The organism is Desulfovibrio desulfuricans, from assembly GCF_004801255.1.
GTDB lineage: Bacteria > Desulfobacterota > Desulfovibrionia > Desulfovibrionales > Desulfovibrionaceae > Desulfovibrio > Desulfovibrio desulfuricans_C.
Map to the genome: position 1 here is coordinate 541,958 of NZ_CP036295.1, position 25,085 is coordinate 567,042.

16 protein-coding genes and 2 pseudogenes are annotated in these 25,085 nt (G+C 55.2%); 2 read left to right on the forward strand and 16 right to left on the reverse strand.

The genetic code is table 11. The annotated features are described in order from the left end of the window. Positions 1-132 precede the first annotated feature (132 nt). From speB to DDIC_RS02160, 3 genes are all read right to left on the reverse strand, one after another. On the reverse strand, positions 133-1,092 hold the full coding sequence (gene speB, locus DDIC_RS02150; RefSeq protein WP_136398927.1) for an agmatinase: 960 nt from the start codon (positions 1,090-1,092) through the stop codon (positions 133-135). 84 nt (positions 1,093-1,176) lie between these two features. Then, on the reverse strand, positions 1,177-2,013 hold the full coding sequence (locus tag DDIC_RS02155) for a transporter substrate-binding domain-containing protein (RefSeq protein ID WP_136398928.1): 837 nt from the start codon (positions 2,011-2,013) through the stop codon (positions 1,177-1,179). A gap of 286 nt (positions 2,014-2,299) precedes the next feature. Further along, positions 2,300-3,031, reverse strand: coding sequence for a sulfite exporter TauE/SafE family protein (locus tag DDIC_RS02160; RefSeq protein WP_136398929.1), 732 nt, complete (start codon positions 3,029-3,031; stop codon positions 2,300-2,302). Positions 3,032-4,062: 1,031 nt separating this feature from the next. Here DDIC_RS02160 and DDIC_RS13750 point away from each other — a divergent pair. Further along, positions 4,063-4,824, forward strand: coding sequence for a GGDEF domain-containing protein (locus DDIC_RS13750; protein WP_168732442.1), 762 nt, complete (start codon positions 4,063-4,065; stop codon positions 4,822-4,824). A 15-nt stretch (positions 4,825-4,839) separates the two neighbouring features. Here DDIC_RS13750 and DDIC_RS02170 read toward each other — a convergent pair whose 3' ends face one another. The 4 genes from DDIC_RS02170 to DDIC_RS02185 all read right to left on the reverse strand — a co-directional run bounded on the left by DDIC_RS02170 (position 4,840) and on the right by DDIC_RS02185 (position 13,802). Next, positions 4,840-7,500, reverse strand: coding sequence for a bifunctional diguanylate cyclase/phosphodiesterase (locus tag DDIC_RS02170; RefSeq protein WP_136398931.1), 2,661 nt, complete (start codon positions 7,498-7,500; stop codon positions 4,840-4,842). A 284-nt stretch (positions 7,501-7,784) separates the two neighbouring features. Further along, entirely contained in the window at positions 7,785-10,991 is a 3,207-nt protein-coding gene (locus DDIC_RS02175) for a type I restriction endonuclease subunit R (RefSeq protein WP_136398932.1), read from the reverse strand. Beyond that, positions 10,988-12,253: a restriction endonuclease subunit S gene (locus tag DDIC_RS02180; protein ID WP_136398933.1), complete on the reverse strand. Its 1,266-nt coding sequence runs from the start codon at positions 12,251-12,253 to the stop codon at positions 10,988-10,990. Before DDIC_RS02180 ends, DDIC_RS02175 begins: the two co-directional genes overlap by 4 nt. 1 nt (position 12,254) lies before the next feature. Next, a complete protein-coding gene (locus DDIC_RS02185) occupies positions 12,255-13,802 on the reverse strand; it encodes a type I restriction-modification system subunit M (protein WP_136398934.1) in 1,548 nt (515 codons plus the stop codon). A 526-nt stretch (positions 13,803-14,328) separates the two neighbouring features. On the opposite strand from DDIC_RS02185, the gene DDIC_RS02190 reads away from it, so the two are divergent. Then, on the forward strand, positions 14,329-15,549 hold the full coding sequence (locus DDIC_RS02190; RefSeq protein WP_136398935.1) for a tyrosine-type recombinase/integrase: 1,221 nt from the start codon (positions 14,329-14,331) through the stop codon (positions 15,547-15,549). A 252-nt stretch (positions 15,550-15,801) separates the two neighbouring features. Here the strand turns inward: DDIC_RS02190 and DDIC_RS13755 are convergent, their stop codons facing one another. From DDIC_RS13755 to DDIC_RS02235, 9 genes and pseudogenes are all read right to left on the reverse strand, one after another. Then, positions 15,802-15,963: a hypothetical protein gene (locus tag DDIC_RS13755; RefSeq protein WP_168732443.1), complete on the reverse strand. Its 162-nt coding sequence runs from the start codon at positions 15,961-15,963 to the stop codon at positions 15,802-15,804. A gap of 207 nt (positions 15,964-16,170) precedes the next feature. Continuing rightward, positions 16,171-17,793, reverse strand: a complete 1,623-nt coding sequence (locus DDIC_RS02195) for a cobaltochelatase CobT-related protein (protein ID WP_168732444.1) — start codon at positions 17,791-17,793, stop codon at positions 16,171-16,173. A 4-nt stretch (positions 17,794-17,797) separates the two neighbouring features. Next, positions 17,798-18,835, reverse strand: a complete 1,038-nt coding sequence (locus tag DDIC_RS02200; protein WP_136398937.1) for a DUF3150 domain-containing protein — start codon at positions 18,833-18,835, stop codon at positions 17,798-17,800. A 369-nt stretch (positions 18,836-19,204) separates the two neighbouring features. Continuing rightward, positions 19,205-20,173: pseudogene (locus tag DDIC_RS02205) on the reverse strand (AAA family ATPase); the annotation flags it as partial. Between the two features lie 91 nt (positions 20,174-20,264). Then, positions 20,265-21,428, reverse strand: coding sequence for a hypothetical protein (locus DDIC_RS02210; RefSeq protein ID WP_136398939.1), 1,164 nt, complete (start codon positions 21,426-21,428; stop codon positions 20,265-20,267). Between the two features lie 68 nt (positions 21,429-21,496). Continuing rightward, entirely contained in the window at positions 21,497-22,222 is a 726-nt protein-coding gene (locus DDIC_RS02215) for an ERF family protein (RefSeq protein ID WP_348769734.1), read from the reverse strand. A gap of 262 nt (positions 22,223-22,484) precedes the next feature. Continuing rightward, positions 22,485-23,347 (reverse strand): annotated as a pseudogene (locus tag DDIC_RS13920) (IS3 family transposase); the annotation flags it as partial. 335 nt (positions 23,348-23,682) lie between these two features. Further along, entirely contained in the window at positions 23,683-23,916 is a 234-nt protein-coding gene (locus DDIC_RS02230; RefSeq protein WP_136398942.1) for a DUF2188 domain-containing protein, read from the reverse strand. A gap of 13 nt (positions 23,917-23,929) precedes the next feature. Then, positions 23,930-25,084 (reverse strand): hypothetical protein, encoded by a 1,155-nt coding sequence (locus DDIC_RS02235; RefSeq protein ID WP_136398943.1) that lies wholly within the window; start codon positions 25,082-25,084, stop codon positions 23,930-23,932. Position 25,085: the final 1 nt, after the last annotated feature.

The following is a 25,085-nucleotide window of genomic DNA, read 5'->3' on the forward strand; positions in this document are numbered from 1 at the left end:
CGTGCCGTTGCAATGAATATATGTTATTATAAATAGTTAGATGAACTTTTCCCGTTTTTTGCGCAGTGATGTAAAACAAAAATGTTTCAAACCTGGAAAATCGGGGGCTTGCAAAACATTTTTGTTTTGCGTTTAGCCGTTGCCGGGCGTCTGCGTGCGCTTCCACGCGGCATGGGCCGCCAAAAAGGCAAATACCACCGATGCGCCAGCCAGGGCGGTAATGCCGGCCACATCCTTGTCGGGCAACACCTCGACCAGATCCATGCCCACGGTGCGGCACTTGCTGCAAATACCGCGCACCAGGGTCATGGCCTCGTAGGTGGTAAAGCCCTCCACCTCTGGCGTGCCGGTACCGGGGGCGTATGCCGCATCAAGAAAATCAATGTCGAAGCTCAAAAACACCGGGGCGTCGCCGATGCGCGCCAGCGCCTCGCGTATCACCGCCTGCAGGCCCATGGCGTGCGCCTCGTGCCCCATGATAATGCGCAGCCCTTGCTGGCGGGGCCAGTCGAGCGCCTCGCGGCTGTAGAGCGGCCCGCGTATGCCGATCTGGGTAGAGTGCTGGGGGAGGATCAGGCCTTCTTTAAGCGCCCAGTAAAAGGGCGTGCCGTGGTTGTATGGCTTGCCGTAATAGCTGGGTATGGTGTCGCTGTGCGCGTCAAAGTGCAGCAGAGCCACGGGCCCCATGGCCGCATGCACGGCGCGCAGGTTTGGCAGGCTTATGCTGTGGTCGCCGCCCAGAATGACGGGCAGGGTTTTTGCGGCAAAAAAAGGCGTCAGGCTGCTGGTGATGGCGGCAAAGCTGTCTTCCATGTAGCCGGGGATGGTGTCTATGTCGCCGTGATCGGCAATGCTGAAGTGCTCGTCCACATCCACATCCAGCTCGGGGCAGTAGGGCTTGAGCAGCGTGGATGCCTCGCGGATGGCCGCCGGGCCAAACCGGGTGCCCGGTCGGTACGACACGCCGCTGTCAAAGGGCACGCCAATGACCGAGACATCGGCCTGTGGGGTTTCGTCCGTGGCGGCTGATTGCCGCATAAATGTACGGATGCCGCAAAAGCGCGGCGACTTGAGGGAATTGACCGGGCACATGGCATGTCTCCTGAATGGATTGGGGCGAAAAAACAGGCCCCGGCCTCAAACGACCGGGGCCTTGCTCATGACGACGCGTGCTGGCTATTGCACGGGATTGGGCAGATCGGTGGGAATTTCCATGGTAAAGCCAAACCATTTTTTCTGCAGTTCGGCCATCTTGCCGCTGGTGATAAGCTTGCGCAGGCCGTCGTCAAAAAAGGCCACAAGGCTTGCGCTGTCTGCGTCGTTACGGCCGACCCAGGTAAAGTACACCTTGGGGCCGAAGGGAGGGGTGAGAATTTTGAACACGCCGGGGCGGCGCTTGATGACGTCGGCAAGGTTGGGGTAGGACTGCGCCACGCCGTCAAGGCGGCCAGCGGCAAGGTCGGCATAGGCTTCGTCAAAGGCCACATATTCCTTGACCTTGATCTTGTCCTTGCCGCCCAGTTTTTCGGCCAGCAGGTCAATGGCCTTGATCTGGGCGGAGCCGGTCTGACAGCCAACGGTTTTGCCGTTCAGGTCTTCCGGCTTGGCAAAGGGGCTGTCGGCCCGCACCAGCATGGCCACAGTGGCGTCGGCCACGGGTACGCTGAGGGCGTAATGTTCTTTGCGTTCCCTGGTGGCAGTGACAGATGTGACGATATAGTCAAACTTTTTTGCGCTCAGGCCGGGCAGGATGCCCTGAAAGGGAATGTCCATGCGCTTGACTTTGACGCCGGGCATGTCCTTCATGATAATATCAAGCATATCGGTGCTGTAGCCGACAATTTTGCCGTTTTCCATAAATTCAAATGGGGTAAAACGGGCTTCTGTGCCAATGACGATTTCGCCTTTGGCCTTGATGTCTGCAAGCAGGTCGGCGTGCGCCGCATTGGCGCCAAGCATAAGGGAACCGGCAAGCGCAGCGCCAAACATGAATTTTTTTAGCAGCATGTTCATACAAAAAACCTCCAGATTTACAGAAGGTAGTGCAAGATGGCTGCCAAAACTTAAAAGCGTGTTATTTTAGAGCGTTGAATTATTTAATACAGTTTCGCTATGAAATATTAAAACATTATTGTTTCATTGGGCGTGTAAAGCCAGTTTGATTTGCAAAATTGTATCAAAAGGTCCGCAGCTTTTATTTGCCGGGCAAATTTCAGGTCTGGCTGGCGCAGGCTGTAAATCTGCTGGCCCGAGGGCATAAAAAAGCCCCCTTGCGGGGGCGGTCGCCGTGGGGGCGGGCTTATAGCCATGCCCGCCAGATGCACACAAGGGCCGCTATGGCAATAATGCCTTGCAGCACATTGCGAAAGGGAGCGGGGTCGATGCGTTTTACAAAGGGGAAGGCGCAGAGGGTACCCAGCATGGTGGCAGGCAGGCCGTATGCGGCATAGCGCAGCACCTCGGGGGTGTAGAGCCCGGCCCCGGCCTGCAGCACGCAGGTGAGCGACGCGCGGATGACAAAAAAGACGCCCAGCGTGCCAAGAAATGTTCGCGGCGCCCAGCCAGCATACAGGCCGTATGCGCCCACCGGCGGCCCATCAAACGAGATGGCCGACCCCAGCACGCCCGAGGCAAAGCCCGCCATGCCGCCCGCGAGCCACGATTCGCGCCCCGGCTGGCTAAATGAGCCCTTGCGCTGCCACAGCACAAAGGCCAGCAGCAACAGCCCCGTCAGCCCCTGAAGCATGCTGCCCGGAACCATCTGCAGGATGAACAGGCCGATGATCGAACCTGGTATGGCCCCAGCAAACATGGGATAGAGCGCCCGCACCTTGCAATGCCTGAAGTGCAGGGCCGCAATCATACCATCCATGGCAATGTTGAGGATGCAGCTCAGGGCGATGACGTCCTGAATGGGAATAAACAGGGCGGCAACGGGCAGGGCGATCATAGCGCCGCCGATGCCGCTTGCGCCGGAGACAAAACCGCCTGCAAACCAGGCAAGCACAACAACAAGAGCGGGAACATCCATACAGTATTCGCAGTCCACCGTGGGGTCTATATACCGGGTACACAGGCTGCCTGCAGGGCAGGGCGACAATCCACGCCCTTGGAAGTACGCGTGATTCCCTACTTGGGTCAACCTTGCTCTCGGCAGCGTATACCCCCCCCTTGCGCCTCTTTTACTCCGATGGCCCCCAGTGCTGTGCTGTTTTGCTGGCGTTGATTTGCGGCCTGAGTCCCATGCCCTCGCGTGTCTGGACAGGCCGCCCGGCAAAATGTAGTCTTTTGCTATAAAATGGAGATGGCCGCCATTACGGTCTGAGCCTTTGACAGGAAAGAAATTTATTTTATCGGATGTTTTGTTATCAATAAAAATATATGGCGCATATCAGTGGATTTATAATCAATTATTTTAATTAATTATATAATTATCAATGCTAAAGACATGCTGCGTTGAAAAAAACTGGCTCAAAGGGTCGGCACAGGCAGCTTTTCAGGTGTTGAGTCTCGTGCTAATTTTAACAAATTATATCTTAGCAGACAGCGCGCGCAGATTTTAACCCTGATGGATCCAACATGTCGGAACTGTTGCGTAACTTTGATGCCTATACGATGGCGTTTCTCGTGGCAATTCTTTATTTGTCTTTGTCTGCAGTTCTTGTTTACACCGCATTGTACCGCCGTACGTACCCTGGATTCGGCAATATGACTCTGGCGCAGGTGTCATGGTCTGCAGGGTTGCTGTTAAATTATTTTAGACCACTGGATATAGTGCTTTCACTGTATTTTGGTTCGGTGCTTATGCTGCTTCACGGAGTGTTGCTGTACAGGGGGTTGCTGTTGTACGGCGGTGTTCCGCATAAAAAGCGCATGGCTGTAAATATTACCGCTTTTGCCGTTATTTTGTTGCTAATGGCATATTATATGTTTGTGGATTATGATACGTGCGCGCGTGTCGTTATATTTTCAACGGGTATGGCCTTCTTTTCTTTTCGCATCGCTGTAGAACCCTATGCCTCAAAAAAATGGAAACGACACGCAACGCAGTCTGTTTTTTCCGTGTTGTTTCTTCTGCTTTGCGTGATGTTTGTCGTGCGCGCCTACAAGGCCCTGCACGCCGGAAGCTGTCTGCCGTCCGGGCCGGACGATACGGCCAAACTGCTGTTTTTGATGGCAACGGTGATCACGCCGATTGTGACGTTCAGCATTATCGCCATGACCTTTGCCCGCATGGAGGCGGAGCTGCGCTGCGCCAATGAAGAGCTGCAGGCCATGTCCGAGACTGACGCCCTCACCAGCCTTGCCAATCGCCGCAAGTTTGACGCGGCCTATAAAAGCGAGTGGGACAGGGCCATGCGTCTGCAGCAGCCCATGGCGGTGGTAATTCTGGATGTTGACGACTTCAAGCACTACAACGACAGGTATGGACATCAGGTGGGCGACGCCTGCCTGCAAGCGCTGGCGCAGGTGCTCAAGGCGCATACGCGGCGTGCCATGGACGTGGCCGCCCGTTATGGCGGCGAGGAATTTGCCATGATCCTGCCGGGCATGGACGGGGCTGCTGCGACGGCCCTGGCCGAAGACGTGCGCAGGTCTTTTGAGCAGACAGGCATTGAGCACGCGGGCCTTGAACCCGCAGGCCTTGAACCCGCAGGTCCTGGCCAGACGAAGGGCCGCCAGCGCACCGTGGTTACCATCAGCGCCGGGGTTGCCGCTCTTGTCCCTTCGGGCAAGGAGCGCCGGTTTGACCTGTTGAGCGCGGCAGATACCGCCCTGTACGCCGCCAAGGCCCTGGGCAAAAATGCCGTTGTGCTTGCCTGAGCCCGCTATGGCCCGCTAGCTGTCGGGCCTGATGGTCGTCGGCCCGGCAGCGACAATGCCTTTTTGTTCCAGATCCGCCACCGAGAGGGCCTTTGAAAAAAAGAAGCCCTGCCCGACATTGCAGCCCATCATCTTGATTTTTGTATACTGGCCTTCGTTTTCAATGCCCTCTGCTATGGACAGGATGCCGAGGTATCTTGCCAGATCAATAACCGTTTGCGTGATGGCGCAGGCGTCCGGGGCCTGATTGAGATCGCGCACAAAGGACTGGTCAATTTTCAGCAGACTGATGGGGTAGTGGCGCAGTGAAGACAGCGACGAAAACCCGGTGCCAAAATCGTCAATGGAAATTTCCAGACCCATATCCCTGAATTTTCCCAGGGCGTTGCGGGCTTCCTTGGGGTCGGTCATCAGGGCGCTTTCGGTCAGTTCAATGGCCAGCAGGTGCGGCGGTATGGCGTATTTGGCAAGGATGCGCTCTATCATGGGCAATGCCGCGCCCCGCAAAAACTGCGAGGGCGAAATGTTGATGGACACCTTGGGCGGGGTTATGCCAGCGGCAAGCCACCGCTCCACCTGTGCGGCGGCGCTGTCGGCGACCCATTCGCCCAGCTTGTCGATAAGACGGCTTTTTTCCGCCTGCGGAATAAACTTGCCGGGGAACAGCAGCCCGTCGTGCGGATGCTGCCAGCGCACCAGGGCTTCAAGCCCAACTACCCGCCCTGTATCAAGCGCCACCTGCGGCTGGTAGTGCAGCACAAGCTCGTTGTCGGTGATGGCGCGGGGCAGGCCGCTCTCTATCTGCAGTTGTATGGCCGCCTTGATCTGCAGGTCGTCGTTAAAGAAACTGTAAGTGTTTTTGCCTTGTTCCTTGGCATGGTACATGGCGATGTCGGCATTTTGCAGCAGGCTGCTGATGTCGTTGCCGTGCCCGGGGTGCAGGGCTATGCCGATGCTAACCCCGGTGTAGATCTCATACTCGCTGACAGTGATTGGTTGCCGCAACGATTCTATGATCTGCTGGGCGATGGACGTGGCCTTCTGGGCGTCGGCGTCTTCAAGCAGCAGCGTAAACTCGTCGCCCCCGAAGCGCGAGACGGTGGCCTTGTTGCCCGCAGCGGCGGTGAGGCGTCTGGCCATTTCTTTCAGCAGGTTGTCGCCAGCGGCATGCCCGATGGAATCGTTGACGATTTTAAAATCGTCAATGTCAATAAAGGCGATGGCAAATTGGCAGCCCGTCGAGGGGCATGACTCCAGCAGTTTGTTCAGGCGGTCGCAGAATACGGCGCGGTTGGGCAGCTCGGTAAGCTCGTCGTGGGTTGCCAGAAACTCGATGCGCCGCTGGGTGACGGCAATTTTTTTAATGTCGGCAAATACGCCGATATAATTGGTGATGTCGCCGCGCAGGTCGCGCACAACCTTGATGTTGAGCCATTCCAGATAGTAGGTTCCGTCTTTTTTGCGGTTCCATATTTCGCCCTCCCACCAGCCCTTGGCGAGCAGCTGATCCCACATATGCCGGTAGAATTCCTGCCCGTGGCGGCCAGAAGCCAGCTCCCTCGGGGTCATGCCCAGAATCTCGGATTGCGCATAGCCCGTGAGGCGGCAAAATGAATCGTTGACCGCGAGGATATTGGTTTCACTGTCCGTAATGCAGATGGCCTCGCCGGTAAAATCAAAAACCTGCCCGGTCAGCGCCAGCTGCCTGTTGGCATCGTCGCGCCGGCGCAGGCTGTCGTAAGCAAGCAGGGCCAGCGCCACCAGCAGGGCCGATACCAGCGAGGCCCCCCACAGCGTGACGTGCCGTATTTGCTCAAAGGGCGTAAAGGCGTTGGCCACAGCGCTGCCCACCACAAAGACCATGCCGTACTGGTTGAGCTTGTAGTAGCCAAAAATGCGCTCGATGCCGTCAATTTGCGAAGGGCGTCTGAAGTTGCCGCTGACGGGCGAATTTGCATCAAGATAGGCCGTATCCCGTATTACGTGCCCGTAGACAAGCCCGTTGCCTGTGGAGCGTACAAGCAGCGTGCCGTCTGAGCGTATGACATCGATGGAATCCAGATCGTCCAGACCAAGACTGCGAAAAAAAGATGCAAAGTAGCTCGGCTCTACCGAAAGGACAATAACGCCCACAAGTTTGTCGTCGCGCACAATGGGGCTTGAAAACTGGATTGTCCATTTGCCGGAAACCCGCCCCAACACGGGTTTGCCCACGTAAACATCACGCCAGGGCGGGGTGAGGTGCACCCTGAAATGCTCGCGGTCTGCAATACTGACTGCGGCAGTGAGGGGCAGCGTGGAATAGCGGACCATTCCGTCGGCGTTTACAATGGTGATTTGCAGGGCGAGGTCGCCAATGCTTTTTTTAAGGCGGTTCGCCTGCGCATCGATGTTGTCCGTGCCGGGCGTCCATGCGTCGTCAAGCTCGCGTGCCGTGAGCTCGAGCCGCTTGACCGTGGACATCATGTGCTCGCTCAGGGCGCGGGCCAGCGTGCGCGTGGTGATTTCAATGGTGGATTGAACTTCTTTTTCGGACCGGGAGAGATCCCACAGGGTTGCCGACCAGATAAGCGCCAGCAAAAAAAAGAGAGACGACGCGGTAATGAAAAATGTGCGTCGGTTGTTGCCGCGTGGCGAGCCGTTGGTGGGCCAGGTGCTGCGTTCATCTGCGGGCATTAATTCACCATGGTGTGAAAAGAATACAACATAGCTCCAAGCCTGCGGGGCACAGCGGCCATAAAGCGCGGCATGAACAAGTGCTGCTGACGTATGATTACACGATGTTGCGCAAGTTTTGAATACAAAAGCGCAACAGTTTATAACTGATTGTAATGTTATGGTTTTATTTTACAAATATTTTGCATTCAACAATCTGGTCATAAGCCCGATTTGATGGGGGCAAGGGGTACAGGTTTTATTGGGGCAGTAAGCGCCGCTACGCGTCGGCATATTGTTCAGCGTTAACACACGGTGCCCGTGGCTTGCTGGTAGATGCTCTGCCCCGCCCCAAAGTAGTTTTCATAGATGTGCGCGTAGGTCTTCACCCGTTTGTCCTTTTTCAGGTCGGGCGTGTAGACTGTCGGCAGCTTGATGTAGAAGTCCCGGATGGTTCGCTCAACGTCAGCCTTGGTCTGGGCCTTCAGTCGCCAATCCAGCACCAGCTTTTCGGCTTTCAGTTTGGCCAAAAGCTCCTTGGCCACCTTTTTGACCTCGCCTTTTTCTTTGTCGCTCAGTTCCGGCTCGGGCTGCGTCAGCAGGTCGAAGATGGCCAGCTCCTCCTCGGTGAGGTTTTCCCGGTGTGCCCGTTGTTCCTCTTGCGTCAGGTTCTGGGCAAAATCCATCAAATCCTTGAAAAAGGCTTCGAGGTTGTGGCTGGAGGCGTTGTAGCTGTCGATCAGCTTCTTGAACGTCTCCATGAAGTCGATCCGTCCCTTGTTCTCCCGGACCATCTTCTCCAGTTTTTTCTCAATCTGCCCCTTGAGCTTTTCGGTCTCGGTAGCTTTTTTACCCAGCGCAAACTTCTGCTGAAGAGCGGCAAAATCGATCTGCGAGAGGTCGATCAGGGCTTCAGCCGCCGGGCGGTCCCCGATGCGGTAGCCTTCGGTTGCAATGGAGTCATCCAGCAGGGCATCCAGGTCGCTCATCACCCCGGAGATGTCCGGCGCAGGGCGCAGCGCCTTGATCATTGCCCCGAGGTAAGACACCAGAACAGACATGGGGGCGTAAGCATTGGCCTCGGCATCGGGAAGGATCGCCTTGAAGGTTCTAGCCACCTGACCGGCCAGGAGCAGGTATGCCTTGACCGTGTCTTCCCCGGCTTCAAGGATCACGTCCATGGCCTTTTGCAGGGCCTCCAGGCGTTTTTCCGGCGGAGTGTTTACGACCCCCGTCAGATCGATTCCGAGGGCCCCACAGAACGATTGTGCTTGCTTGAGCAGCTCCTTCAGTTGCGCCACCAGAGCCGCCTTGTCCTTGATGGGCATTTGCCCCGGCTGATTGGGCTTGGCGTAGATGCGCAGGGCATCCTGAAGGTTGCGGAAAATACCCACATAATCGACAATCAGACCGGCGCTCTTGCCCGGCGCCACACGGTTGGCCCGAGCAATGGTCTGCATCAGGGTGTGGTTCCGCATTGGCTTGTCGAGGTACAGGGTCGAGCAGGTCGGCACGTCAAAGCCGGTAATCCACATGGCGCAGACGAAGACCAGACGCAGAGAACTGTCGGGGTCCTTGAACTTTTCGTCCAGATCCTCGCTGAGCATCCGCTGACGGTGCGGAACGATATTTAGCCCCCTGGCCTTGAGGTCTTCAACTTCGTTCTGGCCTTGCGACACAATCACGGCCATATCGGTGCTCTGCATGACCATGATTTTTTCGGCGAGCACTTCTCTGGCGTCCCCGGCGGCTGTCTTCAGCTGCTTGCGCAGATCAGCCAGCTGTTGCTTCCAGAGGGCTTGCACCTTGTCGTACATCCGTACAGCCGTGGCCTTGTCGATGCAGACCATCATGGCCTTGCCACGATAGCCTCGACCGAGAAAATGCTTCACCAGATCGGCGGCGATGGTCTCCAGCCGCTCATTGCGGGTAATCAGGTGGTACTCGCGGGCAAATTCCCGCTCCAGCTTCTTTTCCTGGGCCTCGTCAAGCTCGGCTTTTTCGAGGAGGTTCTCGATGTCCCTGTTCAGGTTTTCGTTGGTGATCTGCAGTTCCGGCGTCCGGTTTTCGTAGTAGAGCGGCACCGTGGCCCCATCCTCGATGGATCGGGCAAAGTCATAGACCGAGACGTAGTCGCCAAATACTTCGCGGGTTCGTTCTTCCTCCCCGGCAATCAGCGGCGTTCCGGTAAAGCCGAGAAAGGCGGCATTGGGCAGGGCATTGCGCATGTTCAGCGCGAAGATGTCGTACTGGCTGCGGTGGGCCTCGTCGGTGATCACGATAATGTCGCTGCGGTCCGATATCTGCGGGTAAGCCACGCCCTTGTCCGTGTGGAACTTCTGTATCAGGCTAAAGACGTAGCGGTGATCCTGCGACAGCAGCAACTTCAGGTTTTCCCCGCTGCTGGCCTGCACTTCCGCCCCCGTGATCGCGCCGGTTGCCGTGAAGGTCTTGTAGATTTGATCGTCCAGTTCGGAGCGGTCGGTAACGATCACAAAGGTCCACTTGCCGGGCAGGGTGCGCAGAATCTTCTGGGTGAAGAACACCATGGAAATGCTCTTGCCGCTCCCCTGCGTGTGCCAGAAGACGCCAAGCTTCTTGGCTGCTTCCACATCTCCGGATTTTCGCAGCGTGATCATCTGGGCAATGGCCCTGTTTACGCCCAGGTACTGGTGGTTTTTGGCCATCTTTTTGATCAGGCCGCCGCGCGCCAGCTCGAACAGGGTGAAGTTTTCCACAATGTCGAGCAGCCGCCGTTTGTCGCAGAGACCGCGAATGGCGGTCTCAAGGCTGGTGGAACCGGCCTCTGTTTCATCGTCGATCCGCCGCCATTCAAAAAAATGTTCCCAGGGGCTGGTCAGGGTGCCCACACGGGTCTGCGAGCCGTTGGACAGCAGGATGAAGGCATTGGGGTGGAAGAGCTGCGGGATGCTCTGGCCCTTGTAGTCCTTCAGGTTGTCGTCGTAGGCAGACTTCAGGGGAACGTGCGGGCCCTTCAGTTCGATGAAGATCAGGGGTATGCCGTTGACAAAGCCGAGCAGGTCGCAGCGGCGCTTGTACATCTCGCCCGATACCCACATCTGCTGTGCAAGAAAAAAATCGTTGTTTTCAGGGTTGCTCCAGTCGATGACAGAAAGTTCAACCGTCTGCGGGTTGCCTTTGTCGTCGGTAAGCACAACCTTCACCCGGTCCCGCAGCAGCTTGTAGAAGGCCTGGTTGGCGTTGACGGGAATCTGCTTCGAGCGATCCTCCGTCAGTTGCTCGATGGCCTGATCATAGGCAGTGGCCGGGTAACCGGGATTGATGCGTTCCAGCGCCTTGCGAAGCCGGGGTACAAGGATGACCCCGGCGGCAGACGTGCGGCCTTCCGTGCCATCCGGCCCGAAGGTCTCGTTGTAGAGGTTGGCCGTCTCCCAGCCAAGGGATGCAAAACAGCTGATCGCGTGTAGCTCGACCAGGGGGAGTTCCCCGTAGGAGGCGGATACTTGCTTGGCTGTGAGAGCGCTAGTCATGCCGTGATGACCTCCTCAGGTTCGGGCAGGGTGGAAACGTCGATTTCGCCGGAGATGAGCTTTGGGAGCAGGAGGTCGCGGGTGGCGCGGAGGTTGGCGTTGGTTCGTTGAAGCACTGATGACAGTTCAAGGAGAGGGGTAACTGTCGCAGTGAAACGAGGGAGCAGCGAATGGTCGCTTGGAACCAACATTGGGAATTGCCTCACCACTATCTGGTTAATATTTTGTTGGGCGGCCCCTGCACGTAAATCAATGAGTTCCTGCCGACGAACTTGCAGCGTCAAGTATGCGTAAGTTGTTCCGAAGTTTTCTAACCTGGGGATAACTGCACAACAAGCTTGATTCGTTGCAGCTGCTACACCAAGGATACCTAGTTGGCCTATCGTTGCTCCATACATTGCCACTAGGACTGTCCCTGTAGGAAATATCTTGGCTGATGAGTTGGCTAATCCAATCTCCGTAATTTTTTCAGAGGTCTCAAAAATCCAGTTGTTTTGAAGCTCTTGTGTCTTCACCCAGTGGATATTGCCACCAAAATATTCGGCTCGCTGGCGACTTGGAGTGCCTCCTGATGCGGTCTTGTAGAGTTCATCAAGCCTACAAAGTGACCAACCCTCCGGGATCAACCCAAGCTCAGACTCCACCATCTTTACCTGTTCATGCCCCGGAAAACGGAAGCGGACAAACCACTCCTCATAGATTCGCCGGGCCATTTCCTCAAGTATGGCAATTCGCCGCGTGTTGTTCTCGATCAGCTCGTCGTAGGCGGACAGGATAGAGGCGATACGGCGCTGGGTCGGGATCGGAGGTACACCAATTTTGAATTGCTTAATCGTTGTTCCGTTGAGGTTTCTTTGTGCTCCTGCAATTGTAAGTTTGAGTATTGCTGGACGAAAATAGATCAACGAATACAGAAGGAATTTAGCATCGCATTTTGAAGAGTCTGCGAGCATTGCGCAGCAAGCTTGGTTGGTTGCGCAGGGTTTACGTAACAATCCCACGCTACCCATTGTCTTGCCGTCTCCATACATAGCAAATAAGACTGTGTCATTGGGAAACAATTTGGCAGATGATTCACGAAGTGCAACTTCGGTGATCTGCTCCTGGATGGAGTCGATATACCAATCCTTCAGCTCACCAGTCTTAATCCAAGGGATTGTGCCGTTTTTGTAGTAAGCTGGATTTGAGCGTGAGGGAGTGCCGCCACTCGTAACGCTAGTACAGAGCGAATCAATCGTGGCAAGGGGCCAACGAGTTTCCACTTTAGCTTGCCCCCATCAACTTTGTCAGATTACTAGAGAGCAACTTCTCCAACTCTCTCGCCTCATTATTAAGCCCTTCAAACTCCTCATTCAATTCTTCAAGGCGTTCTACGAAATCAAAATCTTCTATTGCCCGATTCGCCACCCCCACATACCGCCCCGGATTCAGGCTCCATCCTTGGCCTTCAATGTCGGCCAGCGTCGCCACCTTGCACATGCCGGCGATGTCTTGATAGGCCCCCTCGGGGAAATGCTGCTGGAGCATTTCCTGGCTCCCCGCGCACGTTTCGACCGCCTCTCCACGCCATAGACGCACGATGTTGGAGAGAAACTCGATCTGCTCGGGCAGAAACTCGCGGATTGCCTTGCTGACCTGCCGATAGATGCTCCGTGCGTCAATGAACAGCACCTGGTCCTTGCGCTCGCCCTTGGTCTTGCCCTTGTCGAAGAACCACAGGGTACACGGCAGGGTCACGGTGTAGAAGAAGTTGGGACCGACCGATACGATCACATCCACGCCGCCGCTCTGGATCAGCTTTTTGCGGATTTCCAGTTCCGCTCCCCGTGCGTCCCCCGCCGAGTTCGCCATGACAAAGCCGGCGCGGCCCGTCTTGTTCAGGGCGGTGTAGAAAAGCTGAATCCATAGGTAGTTGGCGTTGTCAGGGGTCGGGATGCCAAAGGGGAACCTTGGGTCATCCTTCACACGCTTCTTATCGACGCCCGAGACATTGAAGGGCGGGTTGGCCATGACGAAATCGGACCTGCCGAGGGCCTTGTGCGGGTCTTCGTAGTAGGAGTTGGATTCCCGGATGTCCCCCGAGAGGCCATGCACCGCAAGGTTCATTTTGGCGAGCTTCACCGTGTCGTTGGCCTTCTCGGCGCCAAAGACGGTGAGTTGTTCGCTGGCGCGTTTGTTGCGGCGCTGCACGAAGGCGGCGCTCTGAACAAACATACCCCCGGAACCGCAGGCCGGATCAAATATTTTGCCGTGGAAGGGCTCGATGATTTCGACGATCAGTTGAACAATACTGGTCGGGGTGTAGAACACGCCGCCCTTCTGGCCTTCAGCCATTGCGAACTTGCCGAGGAAGTACTCGTAAATTTTGCCAAAGGCGTCCCCTTCGATCTCCCCGAGGCTGTTCATCAGGCGCAGCAATTCGATCAGGACGGGGTTGGGGAGCTTGCCGTAGGAGCGGGGCAGCACGCCCTTCAGTTCTTCGTTTTCCTGCTCAACAGCCGCCATGGCCTCATTGATGGCTTTGCCTACGTCTTGCCCTTCGGCCAGGTTGAGCAGGTAGGAAAAGCGGGCATTGGCAGACAGGTAGAGTGCGCCCTCCGCCTGATAGTCGAACTTCTCGATCTCGGCAGCGTCCAGCCCTTTCGCGATTAACGCGGCCTCAGCTTCCAGAAATTTTCTTTCCGCGTAGCGCAGGAATATCAACCCCAAAACCGGATTGGAAAATTCGGAGGGCTTCAGCCCGGTGTTAGCCCACAACTGGTCGGCGGCAGCCCAGAGGCGGGATTCAATTTGATTAAAGTCGATAGTCATTTTGGGCAGATAACTTTTGTAAAGGTGTTTAGGTGAGTCAATGGGTTGCCGACGAAGTTAGCAGTGAGGAGGGGGCCGGGGCAAGCCAATACGTCGACAAAAATTGATCCGAAACTGGCTGGAGCGCGGCGTGATATGCCTGAATTGGTATATGGGCGCTATATCCGCCAGCGCTGCCGATGGGCGACAGGCTGCCACGTTTTGCCGCTTTGCACATTACCCCTGCTTACCCCTCCATAACCTGAAATAGCGGGGCAGGGGCGGGATAAAACGCATATAAACAGAAAAAGCCCTCGCGGCTATTAGCTGCAAGGGCTTGATTTCTTTGGCTCCCCGAGACGGACTTGAACCGCCAACCTAGTGATTAACAGTCGTGCGGTTTTATTTTCTTTGCTTTTCATCATGTTGCACTATTCTGATAATTCGGCTAGTTAGTATAGCATTGTGTCGTAGGAATTTTCCTTAGTTTTCTTTTCGCGTGGTAGCCCGGTGGTAGCCCAGAAAATCCAGTAGGAGGTGCCCGAAAATGAAGCTGACAAAAAAAAACATTGAGGCGCTGCAAGCCACAGGGAAGCGGTATGCCGTGTTTGATAAAGATGTAACAGGCTTTGCTGTACGGATTGGGGCCTCTGGCGATAAATCTTTTTATCTGGTTTACAGGGCTGGAAAGGGGCGAGCGGCCACAAAAAGGTGGCTCCGTCTCGGAACATTTCCAACTATGTCAGTTGAGCAGGCTCGCAATGTTGCCAAGCAGAGAGCCGCTCAAGTTGCCCTTGGAGAAGATCCTGCAGAGCTGATAAACGAGGATAAGATTGCACCAACAATACAAGTAGCCTTTACATCTTTTTTTGAACAGCATGACACAAAAGTAAAAAATAGCACATCAGCTGCATACCACCGAATAGCAATGCAGTATATTTTCCCAGCCATGGGAAACATTAAAGTTGGAGCGGTCCAGTATCGACACGTCGCCTCTCTTCACTACGTGATGAAAGACACTCCGTACCAAGCGAATCGAATGGCGGCTCTGCTATCAAAGTTTTTTGGCTGGTGCGAAAAAAACGGATATCGAGATCGTGGAAGTAATCCTGTTGTTGGCCTTGAGAAGTATGAAGAAAAAAAACGCAAGGTCTTCATGGGGCGGGAAGAACTGGAAGCATTGGGGAATGCCTTCCTTGTAATGGAAGCTCATGGCTATGCAGATCCTAAAACGGGCAAAATAACGGCTTTTGACCCCACTATTGCCGCCGCCCTTAAGCTAATGCTTTTTACTGGTGCGCGGTGCATGGAAGTGCTTACCCTCAAATGGGACTATGTTGACAATGATAGGGGAATTGCCAACCTTCCAGACTCAAAGACAGGTGCAAAGGCGCTCCACCTCCCTCCGCCAGCACTCGCTGTGCTGGCCTCGCTCCCTCACATTAATGAATACTGTTTTCCGGGCAGGAGAGGAACTGGGCACATTGTAAACGTCAAAGATACATGGAGGCGACTTCTCGAAACTGCCCGGCTTACAGGCTGGCGTATTCATGATTTACGCCACGCCTATGCCAGTTATGCCGCATGTTCTGGCAAGAGCCTGCCCGTTATCGGGGCCATCCTTGGACATACTCAGGCGGCGACAACAGCACGCTATGCTCATCTCGCGGATAATCCCGTCGCCATTGCCGCAGCCGAAACAGCTGCGCAAATTCAGAAGGATTTTAGCGGCGGCAAAGTTCTGCCCTTCAAAAAGACCGCTGAGTAGGCGCACCTCAAACTTTTATTGATATACAGTAATGTGTAGTTACACTATGCCCAAGCCACGACGGACAAGGTCTGTCAACCGGCTTGAATGACGCCCTGCGTGTGTGCATAGAAGCGGAAATGGGAACATTGCAACCGTAATTTTTTTGTCAGCATTTGCACACGTTCCTGTTGAAAAATGAGAACATTGAAATGCCTACAATCAGGGCGGGAACCATTTGGGGTTCCTGCCCTGCAATTAACCTGTAGTCCTCTACCTGGCTTCGCTTTCAGGCAAGGCCAGCTTCTCCGGTCCTTCCATGGTATCGCCGCTACCGCTTGTCCTGTTTTCCAGCTCCACCGATACCGCCGCCGCAGTGAATACCCCTGCGATCCCTGCCAGTATGCCGCCTATAAATGCCCATTTACTGCTCATGTACTTTCTCCTTCTTGTTAGCCGAGTACAAGCTAATCATCCCAGTTATCTTTGATGGCCTGAAGCACCGCAATAACAACAGGTATCCAGTTCAGGTAATTCATTTACCCCCCTTCATTTAGCAGCGCTGGATGCGCCGCTTTTTGTTAAATAAGAAGAAACGAAATATTTCCGTTCGGTACCAAAGGCTGAAATCGAGGGGAACCATCATACCGCACCACCTTTAAGCAATGCCGCCTGCAGCATGGCAAACATGGCAGGCACCAGGTCGGGCAAGTCGTTGACTACCCGGCTGGTGTGCGGCAGCAGGTGCGTGATGTGTTTATCCCGAATGCCAAGACCATAAACTTCAAATCCAAGTTTTTGGGCCACCCCTATGGCATTGTTTGCAGCCAGTTGGTTGTCCGGCATGCCGTCAGTGATAATCAGGATCATCTTGCGTTGCTCTTTAAGAGGCAGCATGGTTTGCAACACCCACCACAAAGCCCCAGCCAAGGGTGTGCCGCCAGAAGCCCGAATGTCGAACATATCTGGCACCGCCTGTCCGTGTCGCATGATGGGGAATACAGAGTTCGTGACCATTGTGGCAGGGAACGCTGTCACTGCGGGGTTCACGCCACCGATATGGCTCAGTGCAGTTGCCACCACAAAGCAGGCTCGATTGGCAAGATTAACCGGTGCGCCAGCCATGCTACCGCTTACATCCAGCAGGATATGAACAGCGGTGTTAACGCCTTGATGCTCTGACTCTTTTTGGAAAACACGAGCATTGCCAACCTGCAGACGGTGTAGCGAATTGGCATGCAGTGTCCCTCTACGCCCGATGCTGCAACACCTCAGGGTTTGCGCCTGCAGAAATCCCCGAAGGCGAGTGCGCAGGGCAATGCTGGCCTGTAACGCTTGCAGCTTCTGCTCTGCTGGCAAGGAGGCTGCATGTCGGGTGCCTTCCACGGCCACGGTCAGTGCGTCACCAGCGGATTCTGCGCTGCTATTGGCAAGCGCAATAGACATAATTTCGCCGAGTTGCTGGGGGAGATCCTGCGCTTCTGCATGAAACAAGGCCTTGAGCGGTAAAGCACTCGGCAGTTGGACCGGTTCAGATTGCTGGTTGATTTGTGTGGCAGAATCGTTGGCTTCCCCTATCGCCCTTGGTGTGGCTCCCTGACCATTTTTATTCGTGTCTTCGCTGGTTGCAGTTGACTGAGGTGGTTCCCACTGCCTGACGCATATGGCAATTTGTCGAGCATACTCGACTGCTGCCGCAGTATCCGGGCAATGGATGTAAACCTTGACCAAGATGGCATCCAGAACCTCTATCAAGCTGGGGAAGTGCTGCTCCACGATGCTCGCCGCGTGTTGCCGTGCCGGGTTCACCTCATCCACATCCCAGGCTCGCACGGTCAACAGCACATAGTCCAAAACAGCAAGGGCCGGGGAATCATCCCCGGCCCTTGGCTGTGCTTGCTCTACAAAGAATCGTCGTATCAGCCAGTTCAGGTTTCGCCTGCAGCCAGGGAAAATGCCTGACAGCATTTTTTCAACACGCCAATCCTCAAGACAGTTGAACAAATTGAAAGCCACTGGATCAAGGTTTGCAGCTTTCAGCACGCCAAAATCTGTGTGCCGTATATGGGCAGCCTCATGGTCTGTGAACCCCTTGGCCAGAGCCAATAATTCCGGCTCACAATCAATGGGCAACGATGGCAGATGGATAACTTTACCGTTGGTACAGGCTTCCTTGCCGCCAATATATACCTGCACACCATAGCGGTCGCCAAGGATGGACGCCAGCAAGGGCAGACAGTTGAGAACGTCTTTTGTGCGTACCATGGCGTCACCACAGACCAAGGCTGGGGATGGCAGGATGCGGCAAAGCGCTGTCAGCCACGGGAATCTCAGGCAGGATGGGTTCATCGTCCATATTCCCACCCATGGTGTTATCCATCTGTCCAGCAAGGCCGTCCGGCTCGTGGATAACGTCCGGACCAGCCAACAGGGCATCAAGCACAAACGCCGGGCCGTAGCCCTCAACAACTTTTTGGGCGTGGCCCACAAGGGCCGCACTGTCCTTGAGCAGGCAGACCAGCCCTTGCAACAGCAGCAGATCTGTGCCTGTGATGTTGCCCTTCTTGGGCATGCGCAGCAGTGCAGCCTGCACGATGTCAGTCACCGGGGCCACATGCGGCTCGACAAATGACAAGCCCGTGAGCTTGGCATGTAGGGTACGCAGCGGCGAAAGCGCCTTGTGGGTTACCTCCGTTTTGCCATGATAAACCCTGCGCCATATATCGTCAGCCGACTTGGCCACCTCATCAAACAGGGTGCCGCCAAGGCCCTGCACCTCTTCCGCCAGCCCGGCTTCCAGCACAGCGGTGTTGTCTGTGTGCTGTTCAAGCGGGGCCACCTTGTACAGCTGCCAGCGGAAATCCATACGGGCGCGAACATAGTCAGGCCCTACAAGAGAGTTACGGATAATTTCGCCCCACTGATGGTGCTTCTCAATCCATGCCTGCACATTTTGGTCATAGTCAGCTAGAAACGCTTCCTTTTCTTTCTGGAATTCGGTGCGGATGTTAAGCAGCTCCTGCACGATTTCGCCGGCTTTTTCTTCGGGTATGGCCCAGCCGGACATAAATCGCACCCCATGCCGATCAAGGTAGTTGAAGGCGCGGGCCTTGAGCGTGCCGAACACTTTGAGGTTCTCCGGGTTGGCAATGCGCTTGGAACCCAGCGATGCCAAGTCTTCGGGGGGCAGCTCTGCGTCGCCCAGATCTTCCTGACTCATTTTGCGTCGGGCTGACCACAAGCTGACGTTAAGGTTGAGAGCCAGCAAGTTATCAAGAATGCGGATGTCAGAAACAAGTTGTGCCATAGTAGCCTCCTAGAATGAGCTTTTTGTTGTATTAAGGGCGTAGCCTTCTTTGATTTTCTTTTCTGCGCGTGCTTCAAGCTCCATCACGGAATTGTTGCCCTCACAGTTTTCGGCGGGAATAAAATGCTGCTGGCCAACGGTGTCCGGCTTGCCCCACTTTAGCGTGAGGCCCACAGGGCAAGCCTCGCCGATCCAGAACTTGCCGTCCTGCTTTTTGCCAGAAAGGTTGTGGACTACCTGAAGATGGACGAGGGGCTTGGCCACCGTGGGTGTGTGGTGCAGATGGCCGCGCATGAAGCGTAGGGCTTGCTCGCCTTGCAGGATTTCAATTTCTGCCGTTACGGTTTGGGGGGACTCAACTTCCACCTGTTGAGGGAACATGCGCTGAGCCAGCTCGTGCAACATTGCGCGGGTTTCACGGCTTGCACGGTAGGCCAGCGCCCGGTCGAGGGCGTAGGTGACAGGCTGTACGCCCTGATGGGCCAGCGGCTGAAAGCGAACGGTCAGATCCCCCCATCGCAGCAAACTGCGAGTGGAAAATGTAACTTCAATGGCGTTGGTCAGATTGCTGGTGGAAGCCTCGCCCATGAACAGCTTGCGGACCTCATTGGCATAGTCCACCATGGTGGCGCACAGCGATTGGGGCAGCGAAGGGAAGCGCCGGGCAAGCAGGCTTTTTTCCACATCGGTAGATGGGTAGCTAACTTCGCAGATTGTGAAGCGGTCCAGCCATGCAAGGTTCTGCCGTTGGGTGCCCTGATAAAGGCCGGTGTCATCGCCACCGCCATTGGTATTGGCCGTAGCAACCAGACGGAACATGGGGTGCGGCACAATCAGTTCGCCGCCATTTTCCCCTATGCACAGGGGGGAGCCGTCAAGTACGCTGTTCAGGCCTGCTGCTATCTCTGGCGAGGTCAGGTCGATTTCGTTCAACAAAATTATCGCCCCGTAGCGCATGGCAAGGGCAAGTGGGCCGTATTCAAAGGTCATGCTGCCATTTTTTACTGTCAGGTGACCAACCAGGTCGGTAAACTCCAGCCGCCCATGTCCGGTGACCTCAAATACCGGGTAGTTAAGCCTGGCTGCCAGCTGCTTGATGCAAGTCGTTTTACCACAGCCTGTGGGGCCGAAGACGTACAGTGGTTCCTGGGGGTTGAGAAACCAGACCACAACATCGCGGCTGGACTCATGGAAGATATATTCGAGGTCAATAGCCGGGGTGTAGGCCGAAGGGACGGCGAAGCCTCTGACAGTGGTGCCGGATGGTTTGCCGCTGAAGACCTGACCGGCATCAAGATCCGTGGGCTGCAGCTTACAAAGGTCGTTGATATTATTCATGCCTGGCTCCTTAAAACGAAAACTGCCCCAGGGTGGGGCGGTTTTGGCGAACGGGATGAAAGTGAGGGGATGGTCATGAGCGCCCCATTTTTCAGTTTATGGGCGAAATGCTCAATTTTTCGAAAGGTGAGCCTGTGTGCTCACAGCGGGCCAGCAAGGTATCTACGTCGATACCTCCCAAGCGCTCAGCGTTAAAAATTTCGGTCAACTCCTCCCGCAGGGCATCTTTGTCCAAAGTGGTGCGACCAGCTGCCACTGACATGCGGAATCGGTAGTTTCCCGTGTCTACCCAATCCCGAGTGCCAGCATGGCGGTGAACAAGCTTGAGCACAGTCTCCACTTCTTTGATTTCCTTTTCTAAGGCAGTGCGCTGCTCCTTAAGGGCCGCCAGCTTTTCAAGTGCTGGCTGCCATTGCGGCATTTGCACTCCCCGTGGAAATTTGGGGCAGTCGCCGTTGTGCTCGCAGTACGAGCACAATGGGTAAAACCCTTGAGCGCAATCCACTTGTGCCAAGGTTATGTGCCCTGCTCGAAATGCGGTTAGCTCGCTCCACAGCTGCGCCGCATGGTCAAGGGCCGTATCGAGCATTGCCTGATTGAAGCCATAGGGGCCGAATGCTTTAACATCTTTCATGGAAAGACAGAGCAACCATGCCTCCATGCTTGCCTCGGCAGCCGTTGCGGGCAGCTGAAGGCCAAGTTGGGCACGGCAAAGCTGAGGGAATGTCATTTTGTCATGCAGAAGCGTACCGTCCTCAGCACGAAGGCTGAAAACGGGCTTGCTCCATGCCTTTGTTAGCAGGCCGATCTGTCCGTGCAGTTGCAGCAAATGGGAATCGTGCGGGGTGCCGGGAAGCTTGTCGGTGCTTTTTACTTCCAAAATTCGTATGGCTTTGACGGGCGCGCCCCAGACCAGCACAAAATCAAGATGGGCTTTGATGGGCACGCCCTGATGCTGCCAGTTAATCTCAAGCTGGGGCAAAACATGCAAGCCCGACGATGCCAGTGCCTGCCCAACCCCAGATTCAAACCAGTGCCCTCTCTGCAGCGTAAGCAGGCGCTCCAGGCTGTTTGTGGTGGGGAGCACCTTTCTGGCCAATGCAGACCGTGGGCATTCCCAGTGCTGGCCGATATCGCTCATTCCCACATAGCAGGAGCGGTCGCCTAGGTGGGCAAGTGTGTCGTTGTGGGCAACGGCCTGCAGACCTTGCCTGATTAACGCCCTCAATCCTTCCGTGCGGTCCATCTGTTCCATGGTTTAGCCTCCATAAACGTGAAAAGGCCGCCATCAGGCAGCCCTTTCACTCGGTGTTTTGATTTTTTCTATGCAGCATCAACATATTTCCACCACAATTTTCTCTGCGGGCTCCAGAGGAAGCCCGAGCCGGTAAGTAATTCCTTTTTGGCTTGTGTATTGCCGGTGGCAATGATGCAAGGGCGTCCGTCCTGAGCTGTAACTTGCTGGTAGGTGACGCCTTCAAGTGGTGGAAGGCTTTCAAGGCTGGATGACGGGCGATTTGAGGGGCTTGAAAGGTTGTTTTTGATGGAAGGCTCGCGTTGCCGCGTTTTTTGCGATCCAGGGGCGATTACGGGCAATTTTGGTCGGGTAGGCGATTTTTTGCCATTTTTAGCCCCTTCGCCATCGTCATCTTCGGTTACCATGCCCAACATGGCGGTTAACGCGTAGCGGCGAGCATAAGTGATTGCCGATCCCATGCCCTGCGGGTCGGCCTTGGGCAAAGGAACCACGGCCAGAGAGCTTTGCCACTGCCCGGACTCCGCATGGGTGAGCTTGGTGACCAGGCCGAGAGAGTTGGGCTGCTCCGCAGGCACAGGGTACTGGCACAGCCAGATGCCGTTTTCGATAAGCGCATCGCGACAGGCGTCCATGACGCTGTTGAGGCTGGCGTACCAGCTTTTGGTAAAAGGATTTTCAGCATCCTTGGCCATAGGTTGCACGGTGCGCTGGACGTTGAGCAAGGCCTTGGCCAAGTCGGTGATGCTTTCTGATTGGTATTGGTTCATATGAAAATTCTCCTTGGATAGCAAAATGACAAAACCCCGCCCAGCTTAGCGCTGGACAGGGTTTTCAGGTTGTTTGAAATCTTACTATGGTGTTCTCGAAAGAATAATATATTCTTAAACTTGGATGAATAACAATTTTAGCTACCTGGGGGTGCTTTCGTAGGTCTATCTTCTGCGTTTCGTTCTTAGATTCATATGTCAAGATTGACGGGTTTAAAGCAGAGTATAGAGGTGGTCCCCATTGTTCGGACAGCAGACAGCGATTCGTTAGCTTGTTTTTCCCTTATCAGGCTGCCTTTACAAGCCCTTGTTCGTAGTAAGTGTCCGGAGGCAAGCCTCCCAAGCTGCTGTGAGGCCGGAGCCGATTGTAAAAGTCGATCCATCTGCCGATTTCGGCACGAGCTTGGGAGCCGGTTTCAAAAGCGTGCAGATACACGCATTCATACTTGAGCGAGCGCCAGAGGAGTTCGATGAAGACATTGTCCAGCCAGCGGCCACGGCCATCCATGGAAATGCGGATACCATTCTCCCGCAAGACATTGGTGAACGCGAAGCTGGTGAATTGGCTGCCTTGGTCGGTGTTGAAGATATCGGGTTTGCCGTGGTTCGCCAAGGCTTCTTCCAGGGCCGCGACACAAAAATCCGCGTCCATGGTGTTGGAAAGTCTCCAGGACAGTACCTTGTTACTGCGCCAGTCCATAACGGCCACCAGGTACAAAAATCCTTTGCGCATGGGGATGTACGTGATATTCGCTCACCAGACCTGATTGGGTCTGGTGATGGACAATCCCCGCAAGAGATACGGGTAGCGCGTATGCTCTGGATGAGGAATACTGGTTTTGGGCTTTTGGTACACCGCCATCAGCCCCATCAGGCGCATAAGACGCCGAACGCGTTTTCTGCCCACGCTATAGCCCAGCAGGACCAGACAATCACGCATCTGGCGCACTCCTAGGAACGGCCATTCGGTAAAGGCTCTGTCGATTTCCTGCATAAGAACAAGAGTCAGGGCCGGATTCGCCTTTGGGCACATAATTAATACAGGCCGGGACGGGCTATTTTGAGCAGAGCGCATTGACGAACCATACTGAGCTGCGCATGGCTGGAATCAACCATGCTTTGCCTGCGGGAGACGCTCACCGCACGCAAAAAGCCCCTCAGACAACCTGGTCTGCACCCCGTGCGTTGGGCGTTCTGAGGGGCTTGGCCTGCGTTTTGGTGGAGGGAACGACGACCTACCGCAAAACAGTCTCAAAACCCGCTCCCGTCATAACTAATTGATAATAAACGCAGAAGTAATCTTACACAACCACTTCCCGACAACCCGACCAGAGAAACGATTTTTTCTCCTGATTTCCCGGCACCGGACGAGGGTAACGGGTTTGCAGCAAAACCGGATACCTGGCGTTGAACAGCAACAACTTCGAATCCGGTTTTCGGACGCCGGTTCGGTTCCCAATACGGGAATTGAATTGGCCCGGGCATCACCCCTTCGGCGGATATGGATCGTTCCCGTGGCTGTCCTTATTCTGGATCTTCCCGTCCTTGCCGTGGATGTAGAACTCGGTGCCTTGGTTCTGGCTGATATTGCGCCCGGCATCAACGGCCTCCTGCTTCTTGTCGAAGTGGCCGCTGCTGCGGGTCGCCCCATCTTTCTTGACGTCCCAACCGCCGTCGGCGTTGGGTACGACATGATGTGATCCTGGTTTCTTTGGCACGGTCGCCTCCTGTCTATTTGTGAAAATTTCCCGAGGAGATTTGCAGTATGTACATCAGCCACGAATCGCTTTTGAGGAGAATGGCCCTTAGCTGCTCATCGGTCAGCTCTGTTTCCAGTTCGTGGATCCGGCCGAACAGCTCGATCAGCTTCACCAGCGCCCGGGTATCGTGTATTAGGAAGTCGGTCAGCGGATCGTTGTTCAGCTCCCGGCAGACATAAAGCACCCGGGCTCGACGGGTAGGCTTGCCGTCATGTAGCAGGTCCTTTTGGTTGGACACGCCCGGAATCCACGCGGCGACGAGACCATCGGGTGCCAGTCGCCTGAGCAGATGGTTCCATAGCTCCCTGAGCGAGCTCAGAATGTGCCTTGCCCGGTCGGGATTGTTACCATACATGGCATCCCGAGCGCCGATGTAGGGCCGAGCGAGCCCCGGATCGACCTGCTGCAAAAGAGCGATGCAGCCCGATGTTTCCATCTCGGCTTCGGCGACAAGCTGAATTTTCGTTTCTACATCTTCCTCATCCCGTTCATCCCAGGGGCGAAGGGTCTCGAGCGCGAAGCTGGTGGTGTAGATCTCACGAGTGGCCCCCGGCAAAACGAAAGCTGGCAGGCGCGTGATGTCCGAGATCTCCCTCAGTGACTCGGCCAAACTCCCATACGAGGCTGCCACATGGGCTATTGAACTTTCCAGTCCAGAGATGACCGGCATCTCGATCTGGAAACGACCCCTTATCGCCTCGAAATTGATGCCAGCCATGAGCCGTTCCACGGCGGCAAGCCGCAGGGATGTGTCACACAGGACCAGTTTGGCGGATGCCTGAAGCTGTGAAAGATGCGAGAAGTCGTGCCGGATAGGTTTAATCGTATCAAGCCATGACTGATGCGCAGCCGAAAGACTCTCGGTAATACGACTTGTCGCGGTGGCCTGTTTTATTAAATCCTGCCAGTGTTGATTGACACTGACGATCTCCTGTATCCGGGCCGCTGCTCCAGACAGTTCAAGGGCGCGACTGATTTCCAACTGCTGACGACGGATCGGTTCCAGCGTGCGCTCCATCTGCTCGATCACACTCAGATAGGACGGCTTGGCCAGCTTGTTGATAGCCTCCATGTCGTGATGAGGCTTGGCGAGGGCGGTTTTTGCTGTTTTGAGATCGTCCGACATT

Coding starts and splice junctions, on each gene's coding strand:
- speB (WP_136398927.1), bottom strand. CDS start 1,092: ATGTGCCCGGTCAATTCCCTCAAGTCGCCGCGCTTTTGCGGCATCCGT.
- DDIC_RS02155 (WP_136398928.1), bottom strand. CDS start 2,013: ATGAACATGCTGCTAAAAAAATTCATGTTTGGCGCTGCGCTTGCCGGT.
- DDIC_RS02160 (WP_136398929.1), bottom strand. CDS start 3,031: ATGGATGTTCCCGCTCTTGTTGTTGTGCTTGCCTGGTTTGCAGGCGGT.
- DDIC_RS02170 (WP_136398931.1), bottom strand. CDS start 7,500: ATGCCCGCAGATGAACGCAGCACCTGGCCCACCAACGGCTCGCCACGC.
- DDIC_RS02175 (WP_136398932.1), bottom strand. CDS start 10,991: ATGACTAGCGCTCTCACAGCCAAGCAAGTATCCGCCTCCTACGGGGAA.
- DDIC_RS02185 (WP_136398934.1), bottom strand. CDS start 13,802: ATGACTATCGACTTTAATCAAATTGAATCCCGCCTCTGGGCTGCCGCC.
- DDIC_RS02190 (WP_136398935.1), top strand. CDS start 14,329: ATGAAGCTGACAAAAAAAAACATTGAGGCGCTGCAAGCCACAGGGAAG.
- DDIC_RS13755 (WP_168732443.1), bottom strand. CDS start 15,963: ATGAGCAGTAAATGGGCATTTATAGGCGGCATACTGGCAGGGATCGCA.
- DDIC_RS02195 (WP_168732444.1), bottom strand. CDS start 17,793: ATGGTACGCACAAAAGACGTTCTCAACTGTCTGCCCTTGCTGGCGTCC.
- DDIC_RS02200 (WP_136398937.1), bottom strand. CDS start 18,835: ATGGCACAACTTGTTTCTGACATCCGCATTCTTGATAACTTGCTGGCT.
- DDIC_RS02210 (WP_136398939.1), bottom strand. CDS start 21,428: ATGGAACAGATGGACCGCACGGAAGGATTGAGGGCGTTAATCAGGCAA.
- DDIC_RS02235 (WP_136398943.1), bottom strand. CDS start 25,084: ATGTCGGACGATCTCAAAACAGCAAAAACCGCCCTCGCCAAGCCTCAT.